This is a genomic window from Ornithinimicrobium faecis, assembly GCF_023923225.1.
Taxonomy (GTDB): Bacteria; Actinomycetota; Actinomycetes; order Actinomycetales; family Dermatophilaceae; genus Ornithinicoccus; species Ornithinicoccus faecis.
Window position 1 is genome coordinate 4397511 of sequence record NZ_CP099489.1, and the last position, 19900, is coordinate 4417410.

The following is a 19900-nucleotide window of genomic DNA, read 5'->3' on the forward strand; positions in this document are numbered from 1 at the left end:
CCCTCTGGTCGGTGAACGGACTCGATCCTAACGACGTGCGCCACTGGGCCCGGCACTCTCACTGCCGGCGCCGAGCGAGAGGGTGCGCCGCACCTCATAGCGCGGCGACCGGCCCGGGCCCTCGCCGAGGTGCGACTGCATCAGCACGACCTCAGAGACGTCAAACGGCGGTGACTCGTAGGCGTCCAGCGACTGGACCCAGCGCCCCGCCCTGACCCGGCGGGCCGAACGCGCCACGGTGACGTGGGGGACGAACCGCTGCCCATCCACGTCAGCCCCGGCGTGACTCGACAGGTCGCGCACCGACCGCGACCATGCAGACAGCTCGCGCCCGACCTCCTCAGCGGTGACACCGATCCAGATCACCTTCGCCCCTCCCGGGTCAGGGAAGGCGCCAGCCCGGCCCCACTGCATACGCAGCGGTTGTTGCCTGGCGGCCCACTCGGCCGCCGCCTGCGCCAACTCGTCCTCGCGGTGCTCGGGGAGGTCAGCCAGGAAGGCGAGGGTGAGGTGCAGGTGCTCCACGCGCGTCCAGCGCCAGACCCGCTCCGTGTCAGCGTCACGACGTGGCTCGAGGTGGGCGGCCAGGTGATCGCGGATCTCCTGCGGCGGGAGCACGGCAAAGAACGCTCGCATCAGCGTGGCTCCCAGGCATCCTCGGTCTCGCTGCGTTCCCGCACCGTCTCCGGCAGGCGCCCAGCGGCGAGGTCGGCCAGGCTCACGGCCTCCAGCACCTCGCGCAGACTGCTGCGCGCTGCGATCCACACCGGTTGCAGGATCACCGCCAGGTCGCGATAGGAGACGGCCTCGGGGCGCAGGCCGTGGACGCTCACCAGGGGGCCGTCGACCGCCCGGATCACGTCAGCCACCGCGATCTGTGACGCCTCGCGCCCCAGGAGCCAACCGCCGCCCTGACCGCGCTTGCTGCGCACGATCCCGCTGCGGCGCAGGTCCGCCAGGATGGCCAGCAGGAAGTTCTGCGGGATCTCCTGCGCCGTGGCCATCGCCTCCGCGGTCAGCGGTCCGTCCGAGTCCTCGGCCGACCGCGCCATGACGATCAGGGCGCGGAGGGCGTAGTCGGACTTGGCGCTGATGTGCATGCCCCCGATTGTGACAGCACTGCCTTGCCCGACGGACAACGCCGACGACCCCGCCACGAGGGCTCAGGCCCCGGAGGGCTCAGGCCTGCGGGGTGAGCTCCGGTGCCGGCTCATCTGCCACGGCCTCCCTGCGCGCTGCCAGCTCCTGGCGCACTGCGCGGGTGATCAACCACGCGGCGGCAACGGCCAACACGCCCAGCGTGATCCAGATCGGGGTGGAGTTCTTCTCCACCCCGCCCCACGTCTCCATCATGGTCTTGGTGTTGGTCAGGATGATGAAGGATCCGGCCGCCACGCCGAGGACCGTTGCGGCCAGGTGTCGCACCAGCCACGCGGCGATCGGTGCCGCGATGACACCACCGATGAGCAGCGCGCCAACCCAGGCGAAGTTGATGCCCTCACTGCCCAGAGCGAACAGGAAGCCGAGCGAGGCGCTCAGTGCCACGACGAACTCGGTCGCGGAGATGGAGCCGATCACCTTGCGCGGCTCCAGTTTGCCGGTGGACAGCAGCGACGTGGTGCCCACCGGGCCCCAGCCACCGCCACCGATCGCGTCCATGGTGCCGGCGACCAGGCCCAGCGGGACGAGGAAGATGGCCCGCAACTTGCCCCGGAACTCGGGGCGCTTGCCGGACAGCATCAGGAAACGCCACAGCACATAGGCCCCGAGCAGGGAGAGCAGCAGAGCGACCCACGGCTTGGCGACGTCGGCGGGCAGGCTCACCAGGAAGTTGGCGCCGATGAAGGCCCCCACGCCACCCGGCACAGCCATGATCCCGACGATCCTCCAGTCGACGTTGCCGAACTTGTAGTGCGAGAAGCCGGAGATCAAGGTGGTGCCGACCTCGGACAGGTGGACGGCGGCGCTGGCCGCTGCGGGGGCGATGCCCACGGCGATCATCAGGCTGGAGGATGTCACGCCGTAGCCCATGCCCAGGGCTCCGTCCACCAGTTGCGCGAACAGGCCGACAACAGCCAGCACAATCAGGTTGCGCATGGGTTTTCCCTCATTGGTGTTCCCTCATCTTAAAGTGTAGTGACTCACGAGACTTAAGAGAGTAGCGACACTTCTGACGTCACCGCAAGCCCCCACTCGATCACCGCGCGGCATACTCTCTCCCCATGCGGATCGTGGTGGCGCTGGGCGGCAACGCCCTGCTGCGCCGCGGGCAGGTGCCCGACGCAGAGGCACAGGTCGAGAACATCCGGCTCGCCGCACGCCACCTCGCGCCACTCACCGATGACCACGAGATCGTCATCACGCACGGCAACGGACCCCAGGTGGGCGTTCTCGCGATGGAGTCGGCGGCGGACACGCGGCTGACCAAGTCCTATCCGTTCGACGCCCTCGGGGCGATGACCCAGGGGCTGATCGGCTATTGGATCCTGCAGGCCATGGGCAACGAGCGGCCCGAGCGGCAGTTCGCCTCGATCATCAACCAGACCCTGGTGGACGCCGATGACCCGGCCTTCGCGCACCCGACCAAGTTCGTGGGCGAGGTCTATGACGAAGCCACCGCCCGCGAGCTCGCCGACCTCCATGGCTGGCAGGTCAGCGTTGACGGTGACCACTGGCGTCGCGTCGTCCCCTCACCACGGCCGCGCGAGCTGATCGAGTCCGAGTTGATCGACCACCTCCTCCGCGAGTCGATCATCGTCGTCTGCGCCGGCGGCGGGGGCGTGCCGGTGGTGCGCACTCCGGAGGGTGACCTGCGCGGCGTCGAGGCGGTCATCGACAAGGATCTCTCGGCCGCCCTCATCGCCCGACGCCTGCGCGCCGACCGGCTCCTGGTGCTCACGGACGTCGACAACGTCATGGAGGGCTTCGGCACCGCTCACGCCCGCCCGATCACCGCGACGACGCCAGAGCACCTGCGCACCCTCGACCTGCCCGCTGGGTCGATGGGCCCCAAGGTCGAGGCGGTCTGCGAGTTCGTCGAAACCGGTGGCCCCGGCGTTGCCGCTGCCATCGGCAGTCTCACCGAGGCGCAGGCCCTCGTCCACGGCGACCGGGGGACCTATGTCACTCAGGGCTGAGCACGTGGCGCCCTGAGCCGACCGCCTGAGCCGACCGCCTGGGCCGAGCACACGGCATACTGACTGCCATGAGCCTGTATGCCGTGCGGTACACCTATTCCGACGACGTCGCCGGGCGCGATGAGCACCGCCCAGCGCACCGCGAGTTCCTCAGTGGCCTGGCCGAGGAGGGGACCGTGGTCGCCTCCGGACCGCTGTCCGACGCACCGGCCGAGGCCCTGCTGCTGCTCGAGGGCGAGTCGGCCGAGCAGGTCCGCGACCTGCTGCGCGAGGACCCGTTTGCCCAGCAGGGCATCATCGATGCCGTCGAGGTCCGCGAGTGGGATGTCGTGATCGGCAGTGTCGGCTGAGTCGGCAGGACCGGCCGAGTCGGCAGGCCCGGCCGAATCAGGCGTGCCGGCCGGGATGACGCCTGGCGGTCGCGGTCGGTCGCGACAGAACGCGATCTATCGCCCCGGGGCACTGGGAACGACCCCGCGCGTGCCGACCGACAACACCGAGTTGGAGCGTCGCGCACGCAGCGTGCTGGACGCCAGGGCGTGGGCCTACATCGCTGGCGGGGCGGGTGGGGGCGCAACCATGCGCGCCAACCGGGAGGCCTTCGACCGCTGGCACATCATCCCTCGCATGCTGCACGGCACAACAGAGCGCGACCTCAAGACCCAGGTGCTGGGCACCGACCTCACCGCACCGCTCCTGCTGGCACCCGTCGGGGCCGCAGGGCTGGTCCGCCCCGATGCGGACCTGCTCATCGCCCAGGGCGCGCACTCCAGCGGGATCCCCTACGTCTTTTCCTGCCAGGGCTCGTCCCCGATGGAGGAGACCGCGCAGAGCATGGGCGGCACGCCCTTCTGGTTCCAGCTGTACTGGTCCAGCGACGAAGACCTGGTCGACTCCCTGATCGAGCGGGCCACGGCAGCCGGAGCGCAGGCCCTCGTCGTCACCCTCGACACCACGATGCTCGGGTGGCGCCCGCAGGACCTCGACCTCGGGTCGCTCCCCTTTGCCCGCGGACAGGGCATCGCGCAGTACACCTCCGACCCGCGCTTCATGACCCTGGTCCGGGAGCGCCTCGCGTCCGCTGCTGCAGCGGCGGCTGAGGCGGGTGCCCAGGTCGCCGCGAAGGGTGCCGCCGGGCTGGGCATCAACCCGCGGCACCCGGTGGGAGCTGCCCGAGCGGTGCGCGGTGGCGTGGGCGCGTTGCTGTCGACGTCTCGCGAGCACCCCGGCGACCTGCGCACCAACCTGCGCTCGCCGGAACCACGCGCGGCGGTCGAGACCTTCCTCGACATCTATTCCAACCCCGCGTTGTCGTGGGATCACCTGGTCACCCTCCGGGACCGCACCTCGCTGCCGGTCATCCTCAAGGGAGTGCTGCACCCCGACGATGCGCGCCGTGCCCTCGACGCCGGGGTCGACGGACTCGTGGTGTCCAATCACGGCGGCCGCCAGGTGGACCGCTCGGTGGCCGCGCTCGACGCTCTCGTCTCGATCCGCGAGGCCGTCGGACCGGAGCCGACCGTCCTGATGGACAGCGGGGTGCGCAGCGGCGCTGACCTGTTTGTGGCCCTCGCCCTCGGCGCCGACGCTGCACTGTTGGGACGCCCACATGTCTATGGCCTGGCGCTGGACGGGGCCGCGGGTGTCAGCGCGGTGATCGACAATGTGCTCGCCGAGCTGGACCTCACGATGGGCCTGGTCGGCGCCGCCTCGATCCAGGAGATCACCCGCGACCTGCTCGTGGAATAGTCCTCAGGCGCTCAAGGGGCAGCCCTCAGGCGGAGGTCTCGGTCGAGCGGTAGCCGTAGAGATCCTGCTGCTTCTCGTTGATCCACAGCATCCTTCCCTCCCGATCGGGATCGGGGATCTGCAGGGTCCGGCTGTAGGTCTCGTCGATCAGGACCGGCTCGACCCCGGCCGCCTCGAGCGCCGGGATCAGCGTCTCGACGTCACCGTCGAACTCGAAACCGAGCTCGACGCCAGGGTCGCCATCGCTGGCGTGCACCGCGACCAGCCCGCCTGCGGGGCAGGAGAAGTCGGTCCAGACGTCACTGTCGGCTGTGACGCGCCGTATGCCGCCCAGCCCGGTGACGACCTGCCGTGCGCCTTCCACCTCGGCCAGGGTGGTGTACCAGATGGGCAGCACCGCGAACGCGGTGTCGGTCGGTGGCGGCTGCTCGGCCTCCGCTGCGGGGTCGACGGTGAACGTGGTGCCGTCCGGGGCCGTGACCGTGGCCGCGATCCCGTGGTCGGTCTGGCCGATCTCGAAGGTCAGCCCCGCCGCGCGCGCCCGCTCGGCCCACGCGTCGAGGTCGGCGACCTCCCAGGCCAGGACATCCCCGGGCGGCTGACTGTCGCTGGCCTCGTGCAGGGCCAGGCGGCCGGAGCCCAGGGCGTAGACCTCCCAGCCTGGGGCCGTGGTGACCCGGGTGGCCCCCAGCGCGTCGAGGTAGCGACGGTGTGCCGCGAGGTCGGGGGTGAACCGGATGGGGCGAGCGCAGATCATGCCTTGTCCTCCAGATAGTCGCGGACGATCTTCTCGATGAGGGCGGACATGCTCACGCCCTCATCGACCCCGCGGTGCTTGATCTCGCGGATGAGGTCCTTGGGCAGATAGACGTTGAACTGCGCCTTGTCGGTGGGCATAACAAAGGAGGCTAGCAGCATCCTAGATTGCTAGCAAATGTCAAGGACGGGAATCAGGAACGGGAAGGTGATCCGAGCGCCTGCGCCAGGTCCCGCCACAGATCCTCGACGTCCTCGATGCCGACCGAGAGCCGGATGAGCTCCTCCGGGACGGTCTCGACCTCCGCGGGCTGGGCACGGCGACGCTCGAGCTGGGACTCCACGCCACCCAGGCTCGTCGAGTGGGTCCACAACCTGACGTCGGCGCACACCCGGTCGGCTGCCGCCGCCCCGCCGTACACCTCGATGGCGATCATCGCGCCGAGTCCGGGGTAGCGCACCCTGATCACCGCAGGGTGATCGGAGAGCCGCCGGACCAGCTCGGCCGCGTTCGCCGAGGCGCGCTCCAGGCGCACGGACAGGGTCCGGATGCCGCGCAGCACGATCCAGGCCTCCATGGGGCCGGGGATGGCGCCGTGCAGGGTGCGCCGGTTGAGCATCCGCGCACGCAGCGCCCGCCCCCGCTCGGTCGGGGCGGTCACGACGGCGCCCATCAGCACGTCGGAGTGCCCGGAGAGATACTTGGTGGCGGAGTGGATCACCACGTCCACCCCGTCCGCCAGGGGCGTCTGGAGCAGGGGCGTGGCGAAGGTGTTGTCGACAGCCGTGAGGATGCCCCGCTCCCGGGCTGCACTGACGAGAGCCGGGATGTCGGCGACCTCCATCATCGGGTTGGTCGGGGACTCGATGTGGAGCAGGTCGCGTCCACCCTCGAGGTGGTCCAGCTCGGCGAGGACGGCACCGGTGTCGGAGATGTCGACGGCCCGGACCTCAAAACGCCCTTCGGCGGCATACTCGCGCAGCAGACCGGTGGTGTTGTTGTAGGCATGACCCGGTGCAATCACCCGGCCACCGGGCGGGACCAGTGTCAGGACGGCGTCGATGGCCGCCAGCCCCGACGCGAAGGCCAGAGCCTCACCGCCCTCGAGCCCACCGATCACGTCCTCCAGCGCCGTCCACGTCGGGTTGCCGACGCGCGCATAGTTGACCGGGCCACCAGCCAGGTAGGTCGAGGTGAAGGTCACCGGCTCGGCCACCGGGGCACCAGGCTCGCGAGGCGGGCGCCCGAGGGCGACGGCGCGAGTGGCGGGCGTTAACTCGTTGTGATCGGGGTCCACCTCCGCAGGGTAGGACACCCCGTGGATCAACTGCTCGCCGCCTCCCGGCGGAGGTGGTCGCGCAGATAGGGCAGGGAGTAGTCCACGAGCCCGTGCCCCGCTGGCAGGATCAGCTCCCGCTCGATCAGCCGCGCCCGGAAGACGTTGGCGTGCTGCGCCGTCAGCCCCAGCCGCGCCGCCACCGTCCCGGTCGACGACGGGCCGTCGTCCTGCGCCATGGCGACCAGGTAGGAGTGCTGGGCCTGCGGCAGGTCACGCAGGGCGGGCTCGTGCACCAGGCGCCCCATGCGTTGCGAGACCACCCGGCTCGTCGCCCGCACGTGCGCCGGAGTGAGGGCTCCACCCGCCGACTCACGCCAGGCGCGGTAGCCAGCCAGCTGCAGGAGGTAGGGATAGCCGTGCACGCTCTCGGCCAGGGCAGCCAGCGCATCAGCGCTGATCTCGCCGCCGGCCCCCTCGACGGTGCGACGGACCGCATCAATGACGTCCGCGTCGCTCAGTGGCCCGAGCTGGACCCGCTCGGCCCGGCGCAGGAAGGTCGTGCCCCGGTGCTGCAGGAGCTGCCCGACACCCACGGGCAGACCGGCAGCAGCCAGGGCCACGTCGCGCTCATCCCTGACCAGGTGCTGATAGAGCGCAGCAAACGCCGCCACCGACTCCCGGTCCACCGCCTGCAACTCATCCAGGGTGAACAGCACGCCCGTGCCGTGCCCTGCCAGGACGTCCAGGAGTCGAGCGATCAGGGTCGCCGCGTTCTCACGCACCTCATAGCGCTCCTGCGCGGTCGTGGACAGGGAACCGATCCCCGCGACCCGCGCCCCCGTGACCCTGCGACGGACGGCACGCTCGCTGTCCAGCTCGGCGAGCTGCGCGGGCAGGATGGTCGAGGCCAGCTCCTCCAGGATGCCGCCGGACTCCGGAAGCCGGATGATCAGCCAGCCACGGACCCGCGCGGCCTCCTCCAACTCGTTGAGGATGACGGTCTTGCCCATCCCTCGCGCTCCGCTCACCAGGATCGAGCGCAGCGGCGATCCCGGACCCTCATCGAGGGCGGTGTCGAACTCCTCGAGCAACTCGTCGCGACCTGCGAGCACGCGGGGAGAGACGCCGAAGCCGGGGCGGAAGGGGTTGGCACGGGACGGGTCGACACGAGGCACGGCGGATCCTCTCAGGCGTTGTTATACCTGTTATACACCGCGAGTCTCGTTATACTTGTTATAGTTTCGTGCGACGTATCGTTTCGTGCGACCTACAATTTCGTGCGGCGGGCCCGATAGGCCTGCGCGGCCATCCGGTTCGTGCAGCCGGCACCGCAGTAGCGCCTGGAGCGGTTGCGGGACAAGTCAACCAGCACGTTGTCGCAGTCCTGCGCCACGCACCGCGCCAACCGCCCGGTCTCACCGGAGCGGATCACGTCCACCAGAGCCATGGCGGCCTCAACGGCCATCCGGTCGGCCAGCGGCTGCTCCGAGCGTGTGGCGTGCAGGTGCCAGTCCCACTGATCGTGCCGCACCAGCTGCGGGAGAGCGCGGCAGTCCCGCAGCAACTGGTTGACCTCCGCGACCAGCGCCTCCTCCTGCGCGAGCCAGATCCGACCGAGGCGCTCCCGCAGGCGCAGGACCTGCTCGAACTCTGCCTCATCATGGGTCCGACTGCCCGTCCACTCCCACTCCCGCACGAACGCATCGAGCTCCTCGCGGGTGGTCAGCCCCTCCGGCTCGTGGCCCGTGTTGATCAGCGCGATGGTCGACGCAAGGGACACCTCGGTGTCATGAGCAAAAAGCACCTTGACTCCTGATCTATCGTCGGCGTATCGTCATGAGTCTAACGTTCTTTGACCCATGACGACGACGTCCAGGTCTTCCTGCCCCAGGCACACCCACCACTCCTCGTGAGGAGGACACCCATGCGCTCCCGCACCATCGCCGGCCTGGCCCTCGCCGTCCTGTCAGCGGCCACCTTCGGCACGTCAGGATCCCTGGCCAAGGGACTGCTGGACACCGGATGGTCACCTCTGGCCGCCGTCACGTGGCGGGTCGGCGTCGCCGCCCTGGTCCTCCTCGTCCCGGCCGCGCTGATGATGCGCGGGCGCTGGCACCTGTTGCGCACCGGCTGGATGAGCATGGCGCTGTTCGGCCTGCTCGCCGTCGCCGCCTGCCAACTGACCTATTTCCTGGCGGTCGAGCGCATCTCGGTCGCGGTCGCCCTGCTGCTGGAGTATCTCGGCATCATCCTGGTCGTCGGCTGGCTCTGGCTGCGGCACGGACAGCGTCCCCGCCCGCTGACCATCATCGGGGCAGCCGTCGCGGTCGCCGGCCTGGTCTTCGTGCTGGACGTCTTCGGCGCCGTCGAGGTCGATCTGCTCGGCGTCGTCTGGGGGCTGTGCGCGGCAGTCGGACTCGCCGTCTATTTCGTGGTCTCCGCGGACGACAGCACCGGGCTGCCTCCCCTGGTCCTGGCCACCGGCGGCCTCACCATCGGCACGGTGGCTCTCCTGGTGACTGGGCTGCTCGGCATCCTCCCGATGACCACCGCAACCACCGACGTGCAACTGGCGGGCGCCGACGTGCCGTGGTGGGGGGCGATCCTGACCCTGGGCGTCGTCGCTGCGGCGATCGCCTATGCCACCGGGATCGCGGCAACCCGCCGACTGGGCTCGAAGCTGGCGTCCTTCGTCGGTCTCACCGAGGTGATGTTCTCCTTCGTGTGGGCCTGGATCCTGCTGGGGCAGATGCCCGCAGCGATCCAACTCCTCGGCGGCCTGCTGATCCTCGGCGGCGTGGTCCTGGTCAAGCTCGACGAGAAGCCCGACGACCTGCACCCGGGTGAGCCCCAACCGCAGGAGGAGAGCCAGCCGGAGCCGGCAGCCGTCTGACCCTTCATCTGACCCTCCCAGAACTCGCCGGGTGCCCTAGCATCCGTGTATGACGACGCCTTTCGCGACGCCGTCGGCAGTTCCCGTGCCGCGAGCCCCTGCCGTGCTGCACCTTGCCCCCGGCCGCACCGTTGCCGGTGCTGTTCGACTCAGCGGACGCCTGGCGATCCTGCCGGCCGAGGTCCTTCCCGACCTGTCGGGTCACCAGCCCATTGCGCTCGCCCTCGACGGGTCCGGGGTCCTGCACGGCACCTTCGTGCGAGACCGTGCGGACCTGCAGGGTCTGATCGACCGGCGGCCCACCGAGTCGGCCAACGACCTCGGCGGGGCGCTGCGTGGGGTGGCCACGGCCTACCTCTGGCGACCGGCCGAGCGCACGGTGGAGATCCTGCCCGACCCGTGGGGCGCGCTGGTCTATCGCTATCGCGAGCCAGGGTTGGACATCTTCTCCTCCGACCTGGGCGCCGTGGTGGCCGCAGCCCGGGCCGCCGGCGTCACGCTCCGCCGCAGCCTCGAGTTCGTCACGGAGGTGGCTGCCGCGGGCAGCGGCGGCCTGACCCCGGCGAGCTATGAGGGCGTCGAGACGCTGGATGTCTTCGAGTTCGTCCGGGTGAGTGATGCGGGGACAGAGATCCGCACCTACACCGCCGGCGCCGAGGTGTTCGAACCGTTCGCGTCCTACGAGGAGGGCCTCGACGCGACCCAGGCCGAGATCGAGGAGAACCTGCGCGCGGCGGTGAGCTGCGGCATACCGACCCCCGAGCGACTGGCCCACCTCACCGGCGGGCTCGACACCCGCCTGGTGCTGGCGGCCTCCCTGTCCCTCGGCCTGACCGATGAGCTGCGCTATCTGTCGATGGGGCCGGTGAGCCAGCCCGACCGAGCGATCGCCGAACGGTTGGCGGTGGAACACGGACTGCGGATGACGGAGTGGCGCGGGGCGCACCCCCGGAGGAGACCGTCCACGATCACCGAGCAGGCTGCCTGGCCGATGGACTATTCCCACGGGATGGTCACGGCCGGACCGAATGTCCACTTCAGCGCGAGTGACACCCTCGTGCTGTCCGGCGGGTTCGGCGGCTTCATGAAGGCGAACTACTCCTCCACGCTGCGTGACCTGGACCAGGGGCCCAGCCTGGCGGCCTCGGGTGCCATGGCCGAGAAGCTCTGGGGCACCATGGCCTACTCACCCGACGCCGAGGTCGGGCTCTACACCACCGACGTGCGGGAGCGCCGCGTCAGGCGCTTGCACGAGTTGCGGATGGCTGCCCAAGAGCGTGGTCTGAGCCCGGATGCCGCGCTGGACTTCCTCTTCATCCAGGTGCGCAACCGCTATTTCGTCTCCGAGATCACCCGGGTGTGGAACGCGTTCGTGCACCGGTTCGACCCGCTCTACACCCTCTCCGGGGCGCGGTTGGGCCTCTCGCTGCCCGCCGAGGTCCGGCGCGAGAACGTCGTCGGTCTCGACCTGATGCGTCGCTGGGCCCCGGGCCTGATGGGGTTCCCGTTCGACCGCCCCAAGGTCTCGCAAGGTTATCAGGACCTGCGAGGTCCCGTGCCGAGTCGAGAGTTTGCGCGGCCCACGGCGCGCCCGTTGCACGACGGCCGCCAGGTCCCGCCGGCCCCGGGCGGCCGCACGGATCTGCCCGAGATGACCCCGGAGATGACCGAGCGCGCCAAGGCAATGCTGGCGCCGCTGTGGCAGGTCCGTGACCTAGCGCCCGCACGGGCCGCTCTGCGCGCTGTCCTGGACGACCTCGACGCCCCGCTGCGTGACGCGGTCTTCAACAAGGCGCGACTCCACGCCCTGCTGAACCATGACCTCAAGCACCGCGGCGTCATCCGGCAGGTGCACAACCTGCAGTCCGCGCTGCAGTGGCTCACGTCCCCGTGAGCCGCACACGGTGAGTCGCACACCGTGATTCACACACCGTGAGTCGCACCACGGTGAGCCGGCCGACAGGGCCGGCCCCACGGCATACGGCTGGTCAGTCCCGGCTGTAGAGGTCCCGGGTGTAGAGCTTGTCGCCGAAGACCGCCGTCGAGGCGTCCAGCCGGTTGGCGACGATGACATCGGTGGCGGCGTCGAACTCCTCGACGTCGTTGATCACCCGGCACCCCTGGAAGGTGGCCTGCTGCAGGGTCGGCTCATAGATGACGATCTCGACCCCGCGGGACTGCAGCCGTGACATCACGCCCTGGATGCTCGAGGCCCGGAAGTTGTCCGAGCCGGCCTTCATGATCAGGCGATAGATGCCGACCCGGCGCGGCTTGCGGGCCAGGATGTCGGAGGCCACGAAGTCCATCCGCGTGGTGTTGGCGTCCACGACCGCAGTGATCAGCGTCTGCGGCACGTCACCATAGTTGGCCAGCAGCTGCCGGGTGTCCTTGGGCAGGCAGTAGCCGCCGTAGCCGAAGGAGGGGTTGTTGTAGTGGTCGCCGATGCGCGGGTCCAGGCCGACGCCCTCGATGATCTGCTGGGTGTTCAGCCCCCGCGTGACCGCATAGGTGTCCAACTCGTTGAAGTAGGCCACGCGCAGGGCCAGGTAGGTGTTGGCGAACAGTTTGATCGCCTCGGCCTCTGTGGGGCCGGTCAGCAGCACCGGCACCTCACGGTCCTGCGCGCCCTCCAGCAGCATCTCGGCAAACCTGCGGGCCTGCTCGCTGGTGTCGCCGACGATGATCCGGCTGGGGTGCAGGTTGTCATAGAGCGCCCGGCCCTCCCGCAGGAACTCCGGGGAGAACAGGATGGTGGTCTCCGGGTGCTCCTCGCGCAGCCGCTCGGTGTAGCCCACCGGCACCGTGGACTTGATGACCACCGTGGCCTCGGGGGCGCGGGCGAGCACGTCCGCCAACACGGCCTCGACGCTGGAGGTGTCGAAGAAGTTGCTCTCGGTGTCATAGTCGGTCGGCGTCGCGATGACCACCCACTCGGCGCCCTCATAGGCCTCGGCGGGATCGGTCGTCGCCCGCAGGCTCAGCTCCCGGTTGGACAGGTAGTCCTGCATCTCCGGGTCCACGATCGGGCTCACCCGGTTGTTGAGCTGGTCCACCTTGGCCTGGTTGATGTCGAGCGCCACGACCTCGTGGTGCTGCGCCAGCACCACCGCGTTGGACAGGCCCACATAACCAGTTCCGACGACTGCGATCTTCATGAGGTCTCCTTCGGATAACGACCGGACTAGTTAGTATGGCCCGGCCTCCATGAGAGTCCCGTGAGAACGGTCGCTCTCCGCATCGCCCCCGCTAAAGTGCCGCCATGGCACCGACGGTGAGCGTCCGCATACCCCGTCGTGCCGTTGCGGGTTATGCCGCGGGCAGCGTCGGGACCGGCGGGTTCGGGACCCTGCCGGGGCTGGTGCTGGCCTACTACCTGACCGACACCCTCGCCGTCCCCGCCCTGCTGGCCTCGCTCGTGGTCATCGTGCCCAAGGTCTGGGACGTCCTGATCGACCCGGCCGTCGGCGCCCTGAGTGATCGGGAGGTGCGGTCCCGGGGCACGCGGACGCGTCTGATGGCTCTCGGCGCGATCACGCTGCCGGTGGGGTTCATCGGCATGTTCGCCGCGCCGATCGGACTGTCCCCGGTGCTGGCGGGCGTGTGGGTGCTGGTCTTCTTCGTGCTCGCGACCAGTTCGTTCAGCCTCTTCCAGGTGCCCTACATCGCCCTGCCCGCCGACCTGACCAGCGACTATGCCGAGCGCACGCGGCTGACGGCCTGGCGGATCGCGGTGCTGGCCCTGGCGATCCTGCTCGTCGGTGCCGGCGGCCCGGCCCTGCGGGACGCTGCCGGTGGTGGGTCCGGTGGCTATCTGCTGATGGGGATCGTGATCGCCGTGCTGCTGCTGGGCGGGATGCTCGGCACGGTGCTCGGCGTGGGGCGGCGAGGGGTTGCCGGACCGGCCGGGGACGCCGCAGGGCCTGTGCGAGACCGCTATGAAAATGCGGGGAGGGCGAGCAAAACCTTTATCAAAATTGGGGAGTACCGGGCCGGGCTCGCGGCGCTGCGGGAGCTGCCGGCCTATCGGGTGCTGCTCACTGCCTTTGTGCTGCAGGCGCTGGCCACCGGGGTGATGCTTGCCGCGGCGCAGTATGTCGCGACCTACACCCTCGCGGACCAGGCGGCGCTGACCTTCCTCTTCGCCGCCCTGGTCGGGCCGGCTCTGCTGGTCATGCCCCTGTGGACCCGGTATGCCGCACGCACCGGCAAGGCGCCAGCGCTCACCATGGCGTCGGTCCTGTTCGGCGTGGCGTGCCTCGCCCTGGTCGCGATGGTCTGGGCACCGGGGTGGTGGGTCTATCTGCCGGTCGCGCTGGCCGGGGTCGGTTATGCCGGCATGCAACTGTTCCCGCTGGCGATGCTGCCCGACGTCATCTCGGCGGCCGGTCGCGAGCGCGGCGGGGCGATGAGTGGCCTGTGGACCGCCGGCGAGACCGCGGGGCTGGCGCTGGGGCCTGCGGTCGTGCTACTCCTGCTGGCCGCGGGCGGTTTTCGCTCGAGCACAGGCGACGTCATCCTCGCTCAGCCCGACTCCGCACACCTGCTGATCGTGCTGGCCTTCTCCCTGATCCCTGCGGCCCTGGTCGGCGCCAGCTTGCTGGTGCTGCGGGCCTATCGTGACCCGATCCCCTCCCCGACGACCGCCGAGGTGACCACGTGACCCACGACGAGCCCGATCCCCAGCCGACCCCCGCCATTGATGCGGAGGCGGTGCTGACCCAGCTGTCGGCATACCGCTCCCACGACGCCCCGACGCACGGCGGCTCGGTGCTGTCCTATGTCTATGACAGCGGGCTGGCCGAGCTCGACGAGCTGGCGGCCCGGGCCGCGCACCTGGCGCTGCCGGTCAATGGGCTGGACCCGACGACGTTCCCCTCCGTGGCGCTGATGGAGGCAGACCTGATCACCTTCGGGCGCACCATCCTGCATGGCCCCGACGCCGTGGGCTCGGTGACCTCGGGCGGGACGGAGAGCTGCCTGCTCGCGGTGAAGGCGGCCCGGGACCGCTGGGTCAGCGCCGGTGCAGGTGGCGCCCGTGCAGGTGGCGCCGGTGCGGGTGACGCCGGTCGCCCGCGCATCGTGCTGGCCTCCTCGGCCCACGCTGCGTTCCACAAGGCCGCGCACTATCTGGGGCTCGAGCTCGACATCGTGCCGGTCGATCCCGCCACGGGCGTCCCGGCTGCCGCCGATCTGATCAGCAGCCTCGGGTCGGACACGGCTCTGGTGGTTGTATCCGCGCCGAGTTATCCGCACGGTGTCATGGACCCCGTGGCCGAGGTCGCTGGGGCTGCTGCGGAGCGTGGCATCCCGTGTCACGTCGACGCGTGCATCGGCGGCCTGGTGCTGCCGTTCTGGGCCGACGCCGGTGGTCAGGCGCCCGCGCCCTGGGACTTCGCGGTGCCGGGCGTGAGCAGCATCTCCGCCGACCTGCACAAGTTTGGCTATGCCCCCAAGGGCGCCTCGCTGCTGCTGTTCGCCGGCCGCGAGCTCGACCTGGCGCGCTATTTCGCGCTCACGAACTGGCCGGGTTATCCGGTCGTGAACCCCACCGTCCTGGGGTCCCGATCGGCGACGTCCCTGGCTGCTGCGTGGGCCGTGACGACGGCGCTGGGACCGGACGGCTACGTCGACCTGACCAGGCGCATCGTCACCGCGACCGGCGAGGTGTCCCGCTGCGTGGAGGGGATCGAGGGGCTGCGCACCCTCGGGGATCCGGCGGGTCCGCTGGTGGCCGTCGTGGCAGATGAGGACGTCCCGACTGAACGGCGCGTGCACCCGCACCTGTGGGCCGCGGCCTGCGCGCAGCGCGGGTTCGTCCTGCAGGGACAGCCCGCCCTGCACCAGTCGGACGGGACGCTCCTGCCCCGCTCGACGCACCTGACGATCACGCCGGCAACAGCGGCGATCCTGCCTGCGCTGACCACCGCGCTGCGCGAGGCCGCCGACGAGGTCCGTGGGGCGAGCGTGCAGTTGCCCGCGGACCTGCCGGTGCCGGATCCCGCCGCCCTGGCGGCCAGTGCGCGAGAGAGCGGCGACCTGGACCTGACCCAGGTGCTGGCCCTCATCGAGACACTCCCCCGCGAGACGAGCGCTGGGCTGCTCGGGCAGTTCCTGGCTGCGTTCACCGCGCCGCGACCGGCTCCCTAGCCTCGCCCACGCCCGAGCCTTCGCCTTCGCCTACGCCTACGCCTGCTCTTGCTCCTTGGCCTGCTCCTGTGCCAACTCCTGCTCCTGGGCCAACTCTTCCGCAACCTCCCGGAGCCGACCGGTGACGGCGACGAGCGAGCTCAACTCCTCCACGCTCAGTCTGCTGATCACCTGCTCGCGCACCCGCTCGCCCAACGACTCCATCTCCAGGAGCATCGCGGCGGCCTCCTCGGTGAGGGACAACAGGATGCGACGCCGGTCGGTGGTGTCGGTGTGCCGGGCGAGCAGGTCCTTGCCCACGAGACGCTCCACCAGGCCGCTGATCGTCGGCGTGGAGACGTGGAGGCTCTCGGACAGTTCCTGACCGGTGATGCCCGGCCGCCCCCTGACCACGACCAGCACCTGGAGCTGCCGCAGGGTGAGGTCGCTGGGCAGGGTTGCCGGCGGCAGGTGGCGCGTGGCCAGCTCGTGGAGCGCTGCATCGTGCTCTCGCAACTGGCGGATGAGCTCGGCGACGCGGTCGGTGGCAGCCACCAGTACCACCTCCGAAACATTTGATTAGGCTGTCGCTAACTATTGCGGCGATACTAACCGCTGTGACGCGCGTCTCCAACGCGCGGCCTGCTGCCCTGCACGGAACCGACCCGAGAGATCCAGCATGAACAAGCTCACCAGGTTTAGCGTGCACAACCGTGCCCTGATCGCGTTGACCACCCTGTTTGCCATCTTCTTTGGGCTCAACGCGATGAGCTCCCTGCCGCGTGAGTTGTTCCCGTCGCTGCAGTTCCCCATCCTGGCGGTCGCAACACCCGTGCCGGACGCGAGCGCAGAGGTGGTTGAGGAGCAGGTCAGCGACCGCATCGAGACCGCGGCCCAGGGCCTGGACAGCGTCGTGGAGGTGCAGTCGCAGTCCAGCGAGGGCTTCTCGGTCGTCACGATCGAGTTGGACTATGGGACTGACCTGGGCGCTGCCCAGACCGACCTGCAACGCACCGTGCTGGGGTTGCAGGGCCTGCCGGACGACGCCGAGCCACAGATCATCGCGGGCAGCATCGACGACTTCCCGATCATCCAGCTGTCCGCGAGCGGTGGCGAGAGTCCTGACGACCTGCTGCAGCGGCTGCGCAACGTCGTCGTCCCGGAGATCGAGGACCTGGACGGCGTGCGCGACGTGCAACTCACCGGTGTCGCCGACCAGATCATCCGAGTGGACCTGGACGCGGCCGCAGCGGCCGAGGCCGGCGTCACCGGCGCCACGGTCGGGCAGCTGCTGCAGGCCAACGGCGTGCTGGTGCCGGCCGGAACCGTCACCGACGACAGCGAGGAGCTGCTGGTCACCGTCGGCAGTCGCCTGACCGATGTCGAGGAGCTCCGGGCGCTGCCGCTGGTCGCGCCACCCGGTGCCGAGCCCACTGACCCGGCCACGCCACCCGGTGCCGAGCCCACCGAACCGGCACCCCAGCTCACCCTGGGGGACGTCGCCGAGGTGGAGCTGACCGAGCAGGAGGCCACGGCATACACGCGCACCAATGGGGAGCCCAGCGTCGGCCTGTCGATCACCAAGACGCCCGACGGCAACGCCGTCAACATCTCCCACGCCCTCACCCAGATCACCCCCGAGCTCGAGGAACAGCTGGGCGGTGGCGAGCTGGCGATCATCTTTGACCAGGCACCCTTCATCGAGCAGTCCATCGAGGGGCTGACCACCGAGGGGCTGCTGGGGCTGGCGTTCGCGATCCTCATCGTGCTGGTGTTCCTGCTGTCGCTGCGGCTGACGCTGGTGACGGCGATCAGCATCCCGCTGTCGCTGCTGATCGCGATGCTGGGGCTGCAGCTGGCCGGCTATTCGCTCAACATCCTCACGCTGGGGGCACTGACCATCTCGATCGGCCGGGTCGTCGATGACTCGATCGTGGTGATCGAGAACATCAAGCGCCACGGCAGCCTCGGCGAGGACCGGCTGACCGCGATCCTGCGGGCCGTGCGCGAGGTCGCTGGAGCCATCACCGCCGCCACCGTCTCCACCGTCGCGGTCTTCCTGCCGATGGCCTTCGTCGGCGGACAGGTCGGTGAGCTGTTCCGCCCGTTCGCGCTGACGATTGCGATCGCGATGGGTGCCTCCCTGCTGGTGGCGCTGACGATCATCCCGGTGCTCGGCTATTGGCTGTTGGGACGCGGCGCGGACGTGGAGAAACGGCTCACCTCGACCGCAGCTGCAGCCACCGGGGTGGCGGCAGACACCGGGGAAACTGCAGAGACCACCGGGGAGACTGCTGCAGGGACCACTTCCGAGTCCGACGCTCACCCCGCACCATTGCTGGACGCGGATGCACCGGACCGCCTGCAGCGCAGCTATCTGCGGGTGCTGCGCCCGGCTCTGGCCCACCCCGTGTGGTCGCTGGTCCTCGCGCTCGCACTCCTGGTCGGCACCGGAGCCGCCGCGACCCAGCTCAAGACTGATTTCATCGGCGACTCCGGCGCGGACAGCCTCACCGTGTCCCTGGAGCTCCCCTCCGGCAGCACACTCGAGGAGACCGACGCGGCCAGCCGCGAGCTGGAGGAGTGGCTCGCCGACCGACCCGAGGTCGAGTCCTATCAGGCGACGGTTGGCTCCTCCGGCGGCATCGAGGCGGTCTTCCTCGGCGGCGGGGCCACCACCTCCAGCCTCGCGGTCACCCTGGTCGAGGGCACCGACGGCGATGTCTTCGGTGAGACCGTCAAGAACGACGCGCCGGCTCCCGAGTCGGCCAACCTGACGGCGACGTCGGCCAACGCGGCTCCCGGTGCCACCGAGCTGCAGGTGATCGTCACCGGTCAGGACCCGGAGGATCTGACCAGCGCCGCCAGCGAGGTCGAGCAAGTGCTGGTCGACGTCGGGGCGGAGGACGTGACCAACAACCTGACCAACACGGTGCCGGGGCTTGAGGTCACGGTCGACCGCGCCGCGGCGGCCGAGGTGGGACTCACCGAGTCGCAGGTCGGCCAGACCGTCGCTGCCGCGATGGGCGGCAGCACGGTCGGGCAGGTGGTGCTGGGCACCCAGCCCGCCTCGGTCATCGTCCACCAGGGCGAGCCCCCGGCCGACCTGTCCGCTCTGGAGTCGTTGACCGTCGGCGCCGGCCCCGAGGGCGAGGTCGTGCTGTCCGACGTGGCCAGCCTGGAGCGGGTCGACCAGCAGGTGCAGATCACCCGCATCGACGGGCTGCGCAGCGCCTCGATCACCGCCACGGCCACCGGCGACGACCTCGGTGCCCTCACTGCCGACGTGCAGGAGGGGCTCGACGGCCTGAGCCTGCCCGAGGGGGTGCGCGCCACCATTGGTGGTGTCAGCGCCGAGCAGGCCGAGGCCTTCGCGAGCCTGGGCCTGGCCCTGCTGGCCGCCATCGCCATCGTCTATCTGGTGATGGTGGCGACCTTCAACAGCCTGGTGCAGCCGCTGCTGCTGATGGTGTCGGTGCCGTTCGCGGCCACCGGCTCCATCGCGATGCTGCTGGCGACCGACACACCACTGGAGGTCGCCTCGATGATCGGCATGCTGATGCTCGTCGGCATCGTGGTGACCAATGCGATCGTGCTGATCGACCTGGTCAACCAATACCGCCGGCGTGGGCACACCGTGAAGGAGGCGCTCATCGAGGGCGCCCGCCACCGGTTCCGCCCCATCGTCATGACGGCCCTGGCGACCATCGGTGCGCTGACCCCGATGGCGTTGTCCCTCACCGGGGGCGGGGCCTTCATCTCCCAGCCGCTGGCCCTGGTGGTGATCGGCGGTTTGATCTCGTCCACTGCGCTGACCCTGCTGCTGGTGCCGGTGCTTTATGTGCTGGTCGAGGGCTGGGGCGAGCGGCGACGAGCGCGCCGCGGCAAGCACGCACCAGAGGTCGTGGCAGCGGACTAACCCCGTGGCCGCAGTCGGCAGTTGACCAACCCTGGTTGAC

General features: G+C 69.9%; 18 protein-coding genes. 8 read left to right on the top strand and 10 right to left on the bottom strand.

Annotation, left to right across the window (positions count from 1 at the left end):
• Positions 1-27 precede the first annotated feature (27 nt).
• From thpR to NF556_RS20225, 3 genes are all read right to left on the bottom strand, one after another.
• Positions 28-636 carry an RNA 2',3'-cyclic phosphodiesterase gene (gene thpR, locus NF556_RS20215; RefSeq protein WP_252592985.1) on the bottom strand — a complete coding sequence of 203 codons (609 nt, stop codon included), beginning with the start codon at positions 634-636 and terminating at the stop codon, positions 28-30.
• Entirely contained in the window at positions 636-1100 is a 465-nt protein-coding gene (locus NF556_RS20220) for an RrF2 family transcriptional regulator (RefSeq protein WP_252592987.1), read from the bottom strand. The genes thpR and NF556_RS20220 overlap by 1 nt, the downstream gene beginning before the upstream one ends.
• A gap of 79 nt (positions 1101-1179) precedes the next feature.
• Complete coding sequence (locus NF556_RS20225; RefSeq protein WP_252592989.1) at positions 1180-2097, bottom strand: sulfite exporter TauE/SafE family protein; 918 nt, start codon at positions 2095-2097, stop codon at positions 1180-1182.
• A gap of 125 nt (positions 2098-2222) precedes the next feature.
• Between NF556_RS20225 and NF556_RS20230 the strand changes: the two genes are divergently transcribed.
• The 3 genes from NF556_RS20230 (at position 2223) to NF556_RS20240 (ending at position 4886) form a co-directional block, all read left to right on the top strand.
• Positions 2223-3137 (top strand): carbamate kinase, encoded by a 915-nt coding sequence (locus NF556_RS20230; RefSeq protein ID WP_252592990.1) that lies wholly within the window; start codon positions 2223-2225, stop codon positions 3135-3137.
• Between the two features lie 68 nt (positions 3138-3205).
• Entirely contained in the window at positions 3206-3487 is a 282-nt protein-coding gene (locus NF556_RS20235; RefSeq protein ID WP_252592992.1) for a YciI family protein, read from the top strand.
• 55 nt (positions 3488-3542) lie between these two features.
• Positions 3543-4886 carry an alpha-hydroxy-acid oxidizing protein gene (locus NF556_RS20240; RefSeq protein ID WP_252592994.1) on the top strand — a complete coding sequence of 448 codons (1344 nt, stop codon included), beginning with the start codon at positions 3543-3545 and terminating at the stop codon, positions 4884-4886.
• A gap of 25 nt (positions 4887-4911) precedes the next feature.
• Here the strand turns inward: NF556_RS20240 and NF556_RS20245 are convergent, their stop codons facing one another.
• From NF556_RS20245 to NF556_RS20265, 5 genes are all read right to left on the bottom strand, one after another.
• Positions 4912-5643, bottom strand: a complete 732-nt coding sequence (locus tag NF556_RS20245) for a VOC family protein (protein WP_252592996.1) — start codon at positions 5641-5643, stop codon at positions 4912-4914.
• Positions 5640-5783 (bottom strand): ribbon-helix-helix domain-containing protein, encoded by a 144-nt coding sequence (locus tag NF556_RS20250; RefSeq protein WP_252592998.1) that lies wholly within the window; start codon positions 5781-5783, stop codon positions 5640-5642. The genes NF556_RS20245 and NF556_RS20250 overlap by 4 nt, the downstream gene beginning before the upstream one ends.
• Positions 5784-5836: 53 nt before the next feature.
• Positions 5837-6940, bottom strand: coding sequence for a trans-sulfuration enzyme family protein (locus NF556_RS20255; protein WP_256829714.1), 1104 nt, complete (start codon positions 6938-6940; stop codon positions 5837-5839).
• A 26-nt stretch (positions 6941-6966) separates the two neighbouring features.
• Complete coding sequence (locus NF556_RS20260) at positions 6967-8097, bottom strand: ATP-binding protein (protein WP_252593002.1); 1131 nt, start codon at positions 8095-8097, stop codon at positions 6967-6969.
• 92 nt (positions 8098-8189) lie between these two features.
• Positions 8190-8726, bottom strand: coding sequence for a CGNR zinc finger domain-containing protein (locus NF556_RS20265; protein WP_252593004.1), 537 nt, complete (start codon positions 8724-8726; stop codon positions 8190-8192).
• Positions 8727-8846: 120 nt separating this feature from the next.
• Between NF556_RS20265 and NF556_RS20270 the strand changes: the two genes are divergently transcribed.
• Positions 8847-9815: an EamA family transporter gene (locus tag NF556_RS20270; RefSeq protein ID WP_252593006.1), complete on the top strand. Its 969-nt coding sequence runs from the start codon at positions 8847-8849 to the stop codon at positions 9813-9815.
• Positions 9816-9864: 49 nt separating this feature from the next.
• Complete coding sequence (locus NF556_RS20275) at positions 9865-11709, top strand: hypothetical protein (RefSeq protein WP_252593008.1); 1845 nt, start codon at positions 9865-9867, stop codon at positions 11707-11709.
• Between the two features lie 94 nt (positions 11710-11803).
• On the opposite strand, the gene NF556_RS20280 is transcribed toward NF556_RS20275, so the two are convergent.
• A complete protein-coding gene (locus NF556_RS20280) occupies positions 11804-12970 on the bottom strand; it encodes a nucleotide sugar dehydrogenase (protein ID WP_252593010.1) in 1167 nt (388 codons plus the stop codon).
• Positions 12971-13074: 104 nt separating this feature from the next.
• Here NF556_RS20280 and NF556_RS20285 point away from each other — a divergent pair, with 104 nt between their 5' ends.
• On the top strand, positions 13075-14475 hold the full coding sequence (locus tag NF556_RS20285) for an MFS transporter (RefSeq protein ID WP_252593012.1): 1401 nt from the start codon (positions 13075-13077) through the stop codon (positions 14473-14475).
• Positions 14472-15962, top strand: coding sequence for a pyridoxal phosphate-dependent decarboxylase family protein (locus NF556_RS20290; RefSeq protein ID WP_252593014.1), 1491 nt, complete (start codon positions 14472-14474; stop codon positions 15960-15962). Before NF556_RS20285 ends, NF556_RS20290 begins: the two co-directional genes overlap by 4 nt.
• 36 nt (positions 15963-15998) lie before the next feature.
• Here NF556_RS20290 and NF556_RS21470 read toward each other — a convergent pair whose 3' ends face one another.
• A complete protein-coding gene (locus tag NF556_RS21470) occupies positions 15999-16496 on the bottom strand; it encodes a MarR family winged helix-turn-helix transcriptional regulator (protein ID WP_289781770.1) in 498 nt (165 codons plus the stop codon).
• 124 nt (positions 16497-16620) lie between these two features.
• On the opposite strand from NF556_RS21470, the gene NF556_RS20305 reads away from it, so the two are divergent.
• A complete protein-coding gene (locus NF556_RS20305) occupies positions 16621-19860 on the top strand; it encodes an efflux RND transporter permease subunit (RefSeq protein WP_252593016.1) in 3240 nt (1079 codons plus the stop codon).
• Positions 19861-19900: the final 40 nt, after the last annotated feature.

Excerpts from the sequence above, each read along its gene's own strand:
- thpR (WP_252592985.1), bottom strand. The coding sequence starts at position 636 with ATGCGAGCGTTCTTTGCCGTGCTCCCGCCGCAGGAGATCCGCGATCAC.
- NF556_RS20220 (WP_252592987.1), bottom strand. The coding sequence starts at position 1,100 with ATGCACATCAGCGCCAAGTCCGACTACGCCCTCCGCGCCCTGATCGTC.
- NF556_RS20225 (WP_252592989.1), bottom strand. The coding sequence starts at position 2,097 with ATGCGCAACCTGATTGTGCTGGCTGTTGTCGGCCTGTTCGCGCAACTG.
- NF556_RS20230 (WP_252592990.1), top strand. The coding sequence starts at position 2,223 with ATGCGGATCGTGGTGGCGCTGGGCGGCAACGCCCTGCTGCGCCGCGGG.
- NF556_RS20235 (WP_252592992.1), top strand. The coding sequence starts at position 3,206 with ATGAGCCTGTATGCCGTGCGGTACACCTATTCCGACGACGTCGCCGGG.
- NF556_RS20240 (WP_252592994.1), top strand. The coding sequence starts at position 3,543 with ATGACGCCTGGCGGTCGCGGTCGGTCGCGACAGAACGCGATCTATCGC.
- NF556_RS20245 (WP_252592996.1), bottom strand. The coding sequence starts at position 5,643 with ATGATCTGCGCTCGCCCCATCCGGTTCACCCCCGACCTCGCGGCACAC.
- NF556_RS20250 (WP_252592998.1), bottom strand. The coding sequence starts at position 5,783 with ATGCCCACCGACAAGGCGCAGTTCAACGTCTATCTGCCCAAGGACCTC.
- NF556_RS20270 (WP_252593006.1), top strand. The coding sequence starts at position 8,847 with ATGCGCTCCCGCACCATCGCCGGCCTGGCCCTCGCCGTCCTGTCAGCG.
- NF556_RS20275 (WP_252593008.1), top strand. The coding sequence starts at position 9,865 with ATGACGACGCCTTTCGCGACGCCGTCGGCAGTTCCCGTGCCGCGAGCC.
- NF556_RS20280 (WP_252593010.1), bottom strand. The coding sequence starts at position 12,970 with ATGAAGATCGCAGTCGTCGGAACTGGTTATGTGGGCCTGTCCAACGCG.
- NF556_RS20285 (WP_252593012.1), top strand. The coding sequence starts at position 13,075 with ATGGCACCGACGGTGAGCGTCCGCATACCCCGTCGTGCCGTTGCGGGT.
- NF556_RS20305 (WP_252593016.1), top strand. The coding sequence starts at position 16,621 with ATGAACAAGCTCACCAGGTTTAGCGTGCACAACCGTGCCCTGATCGCG.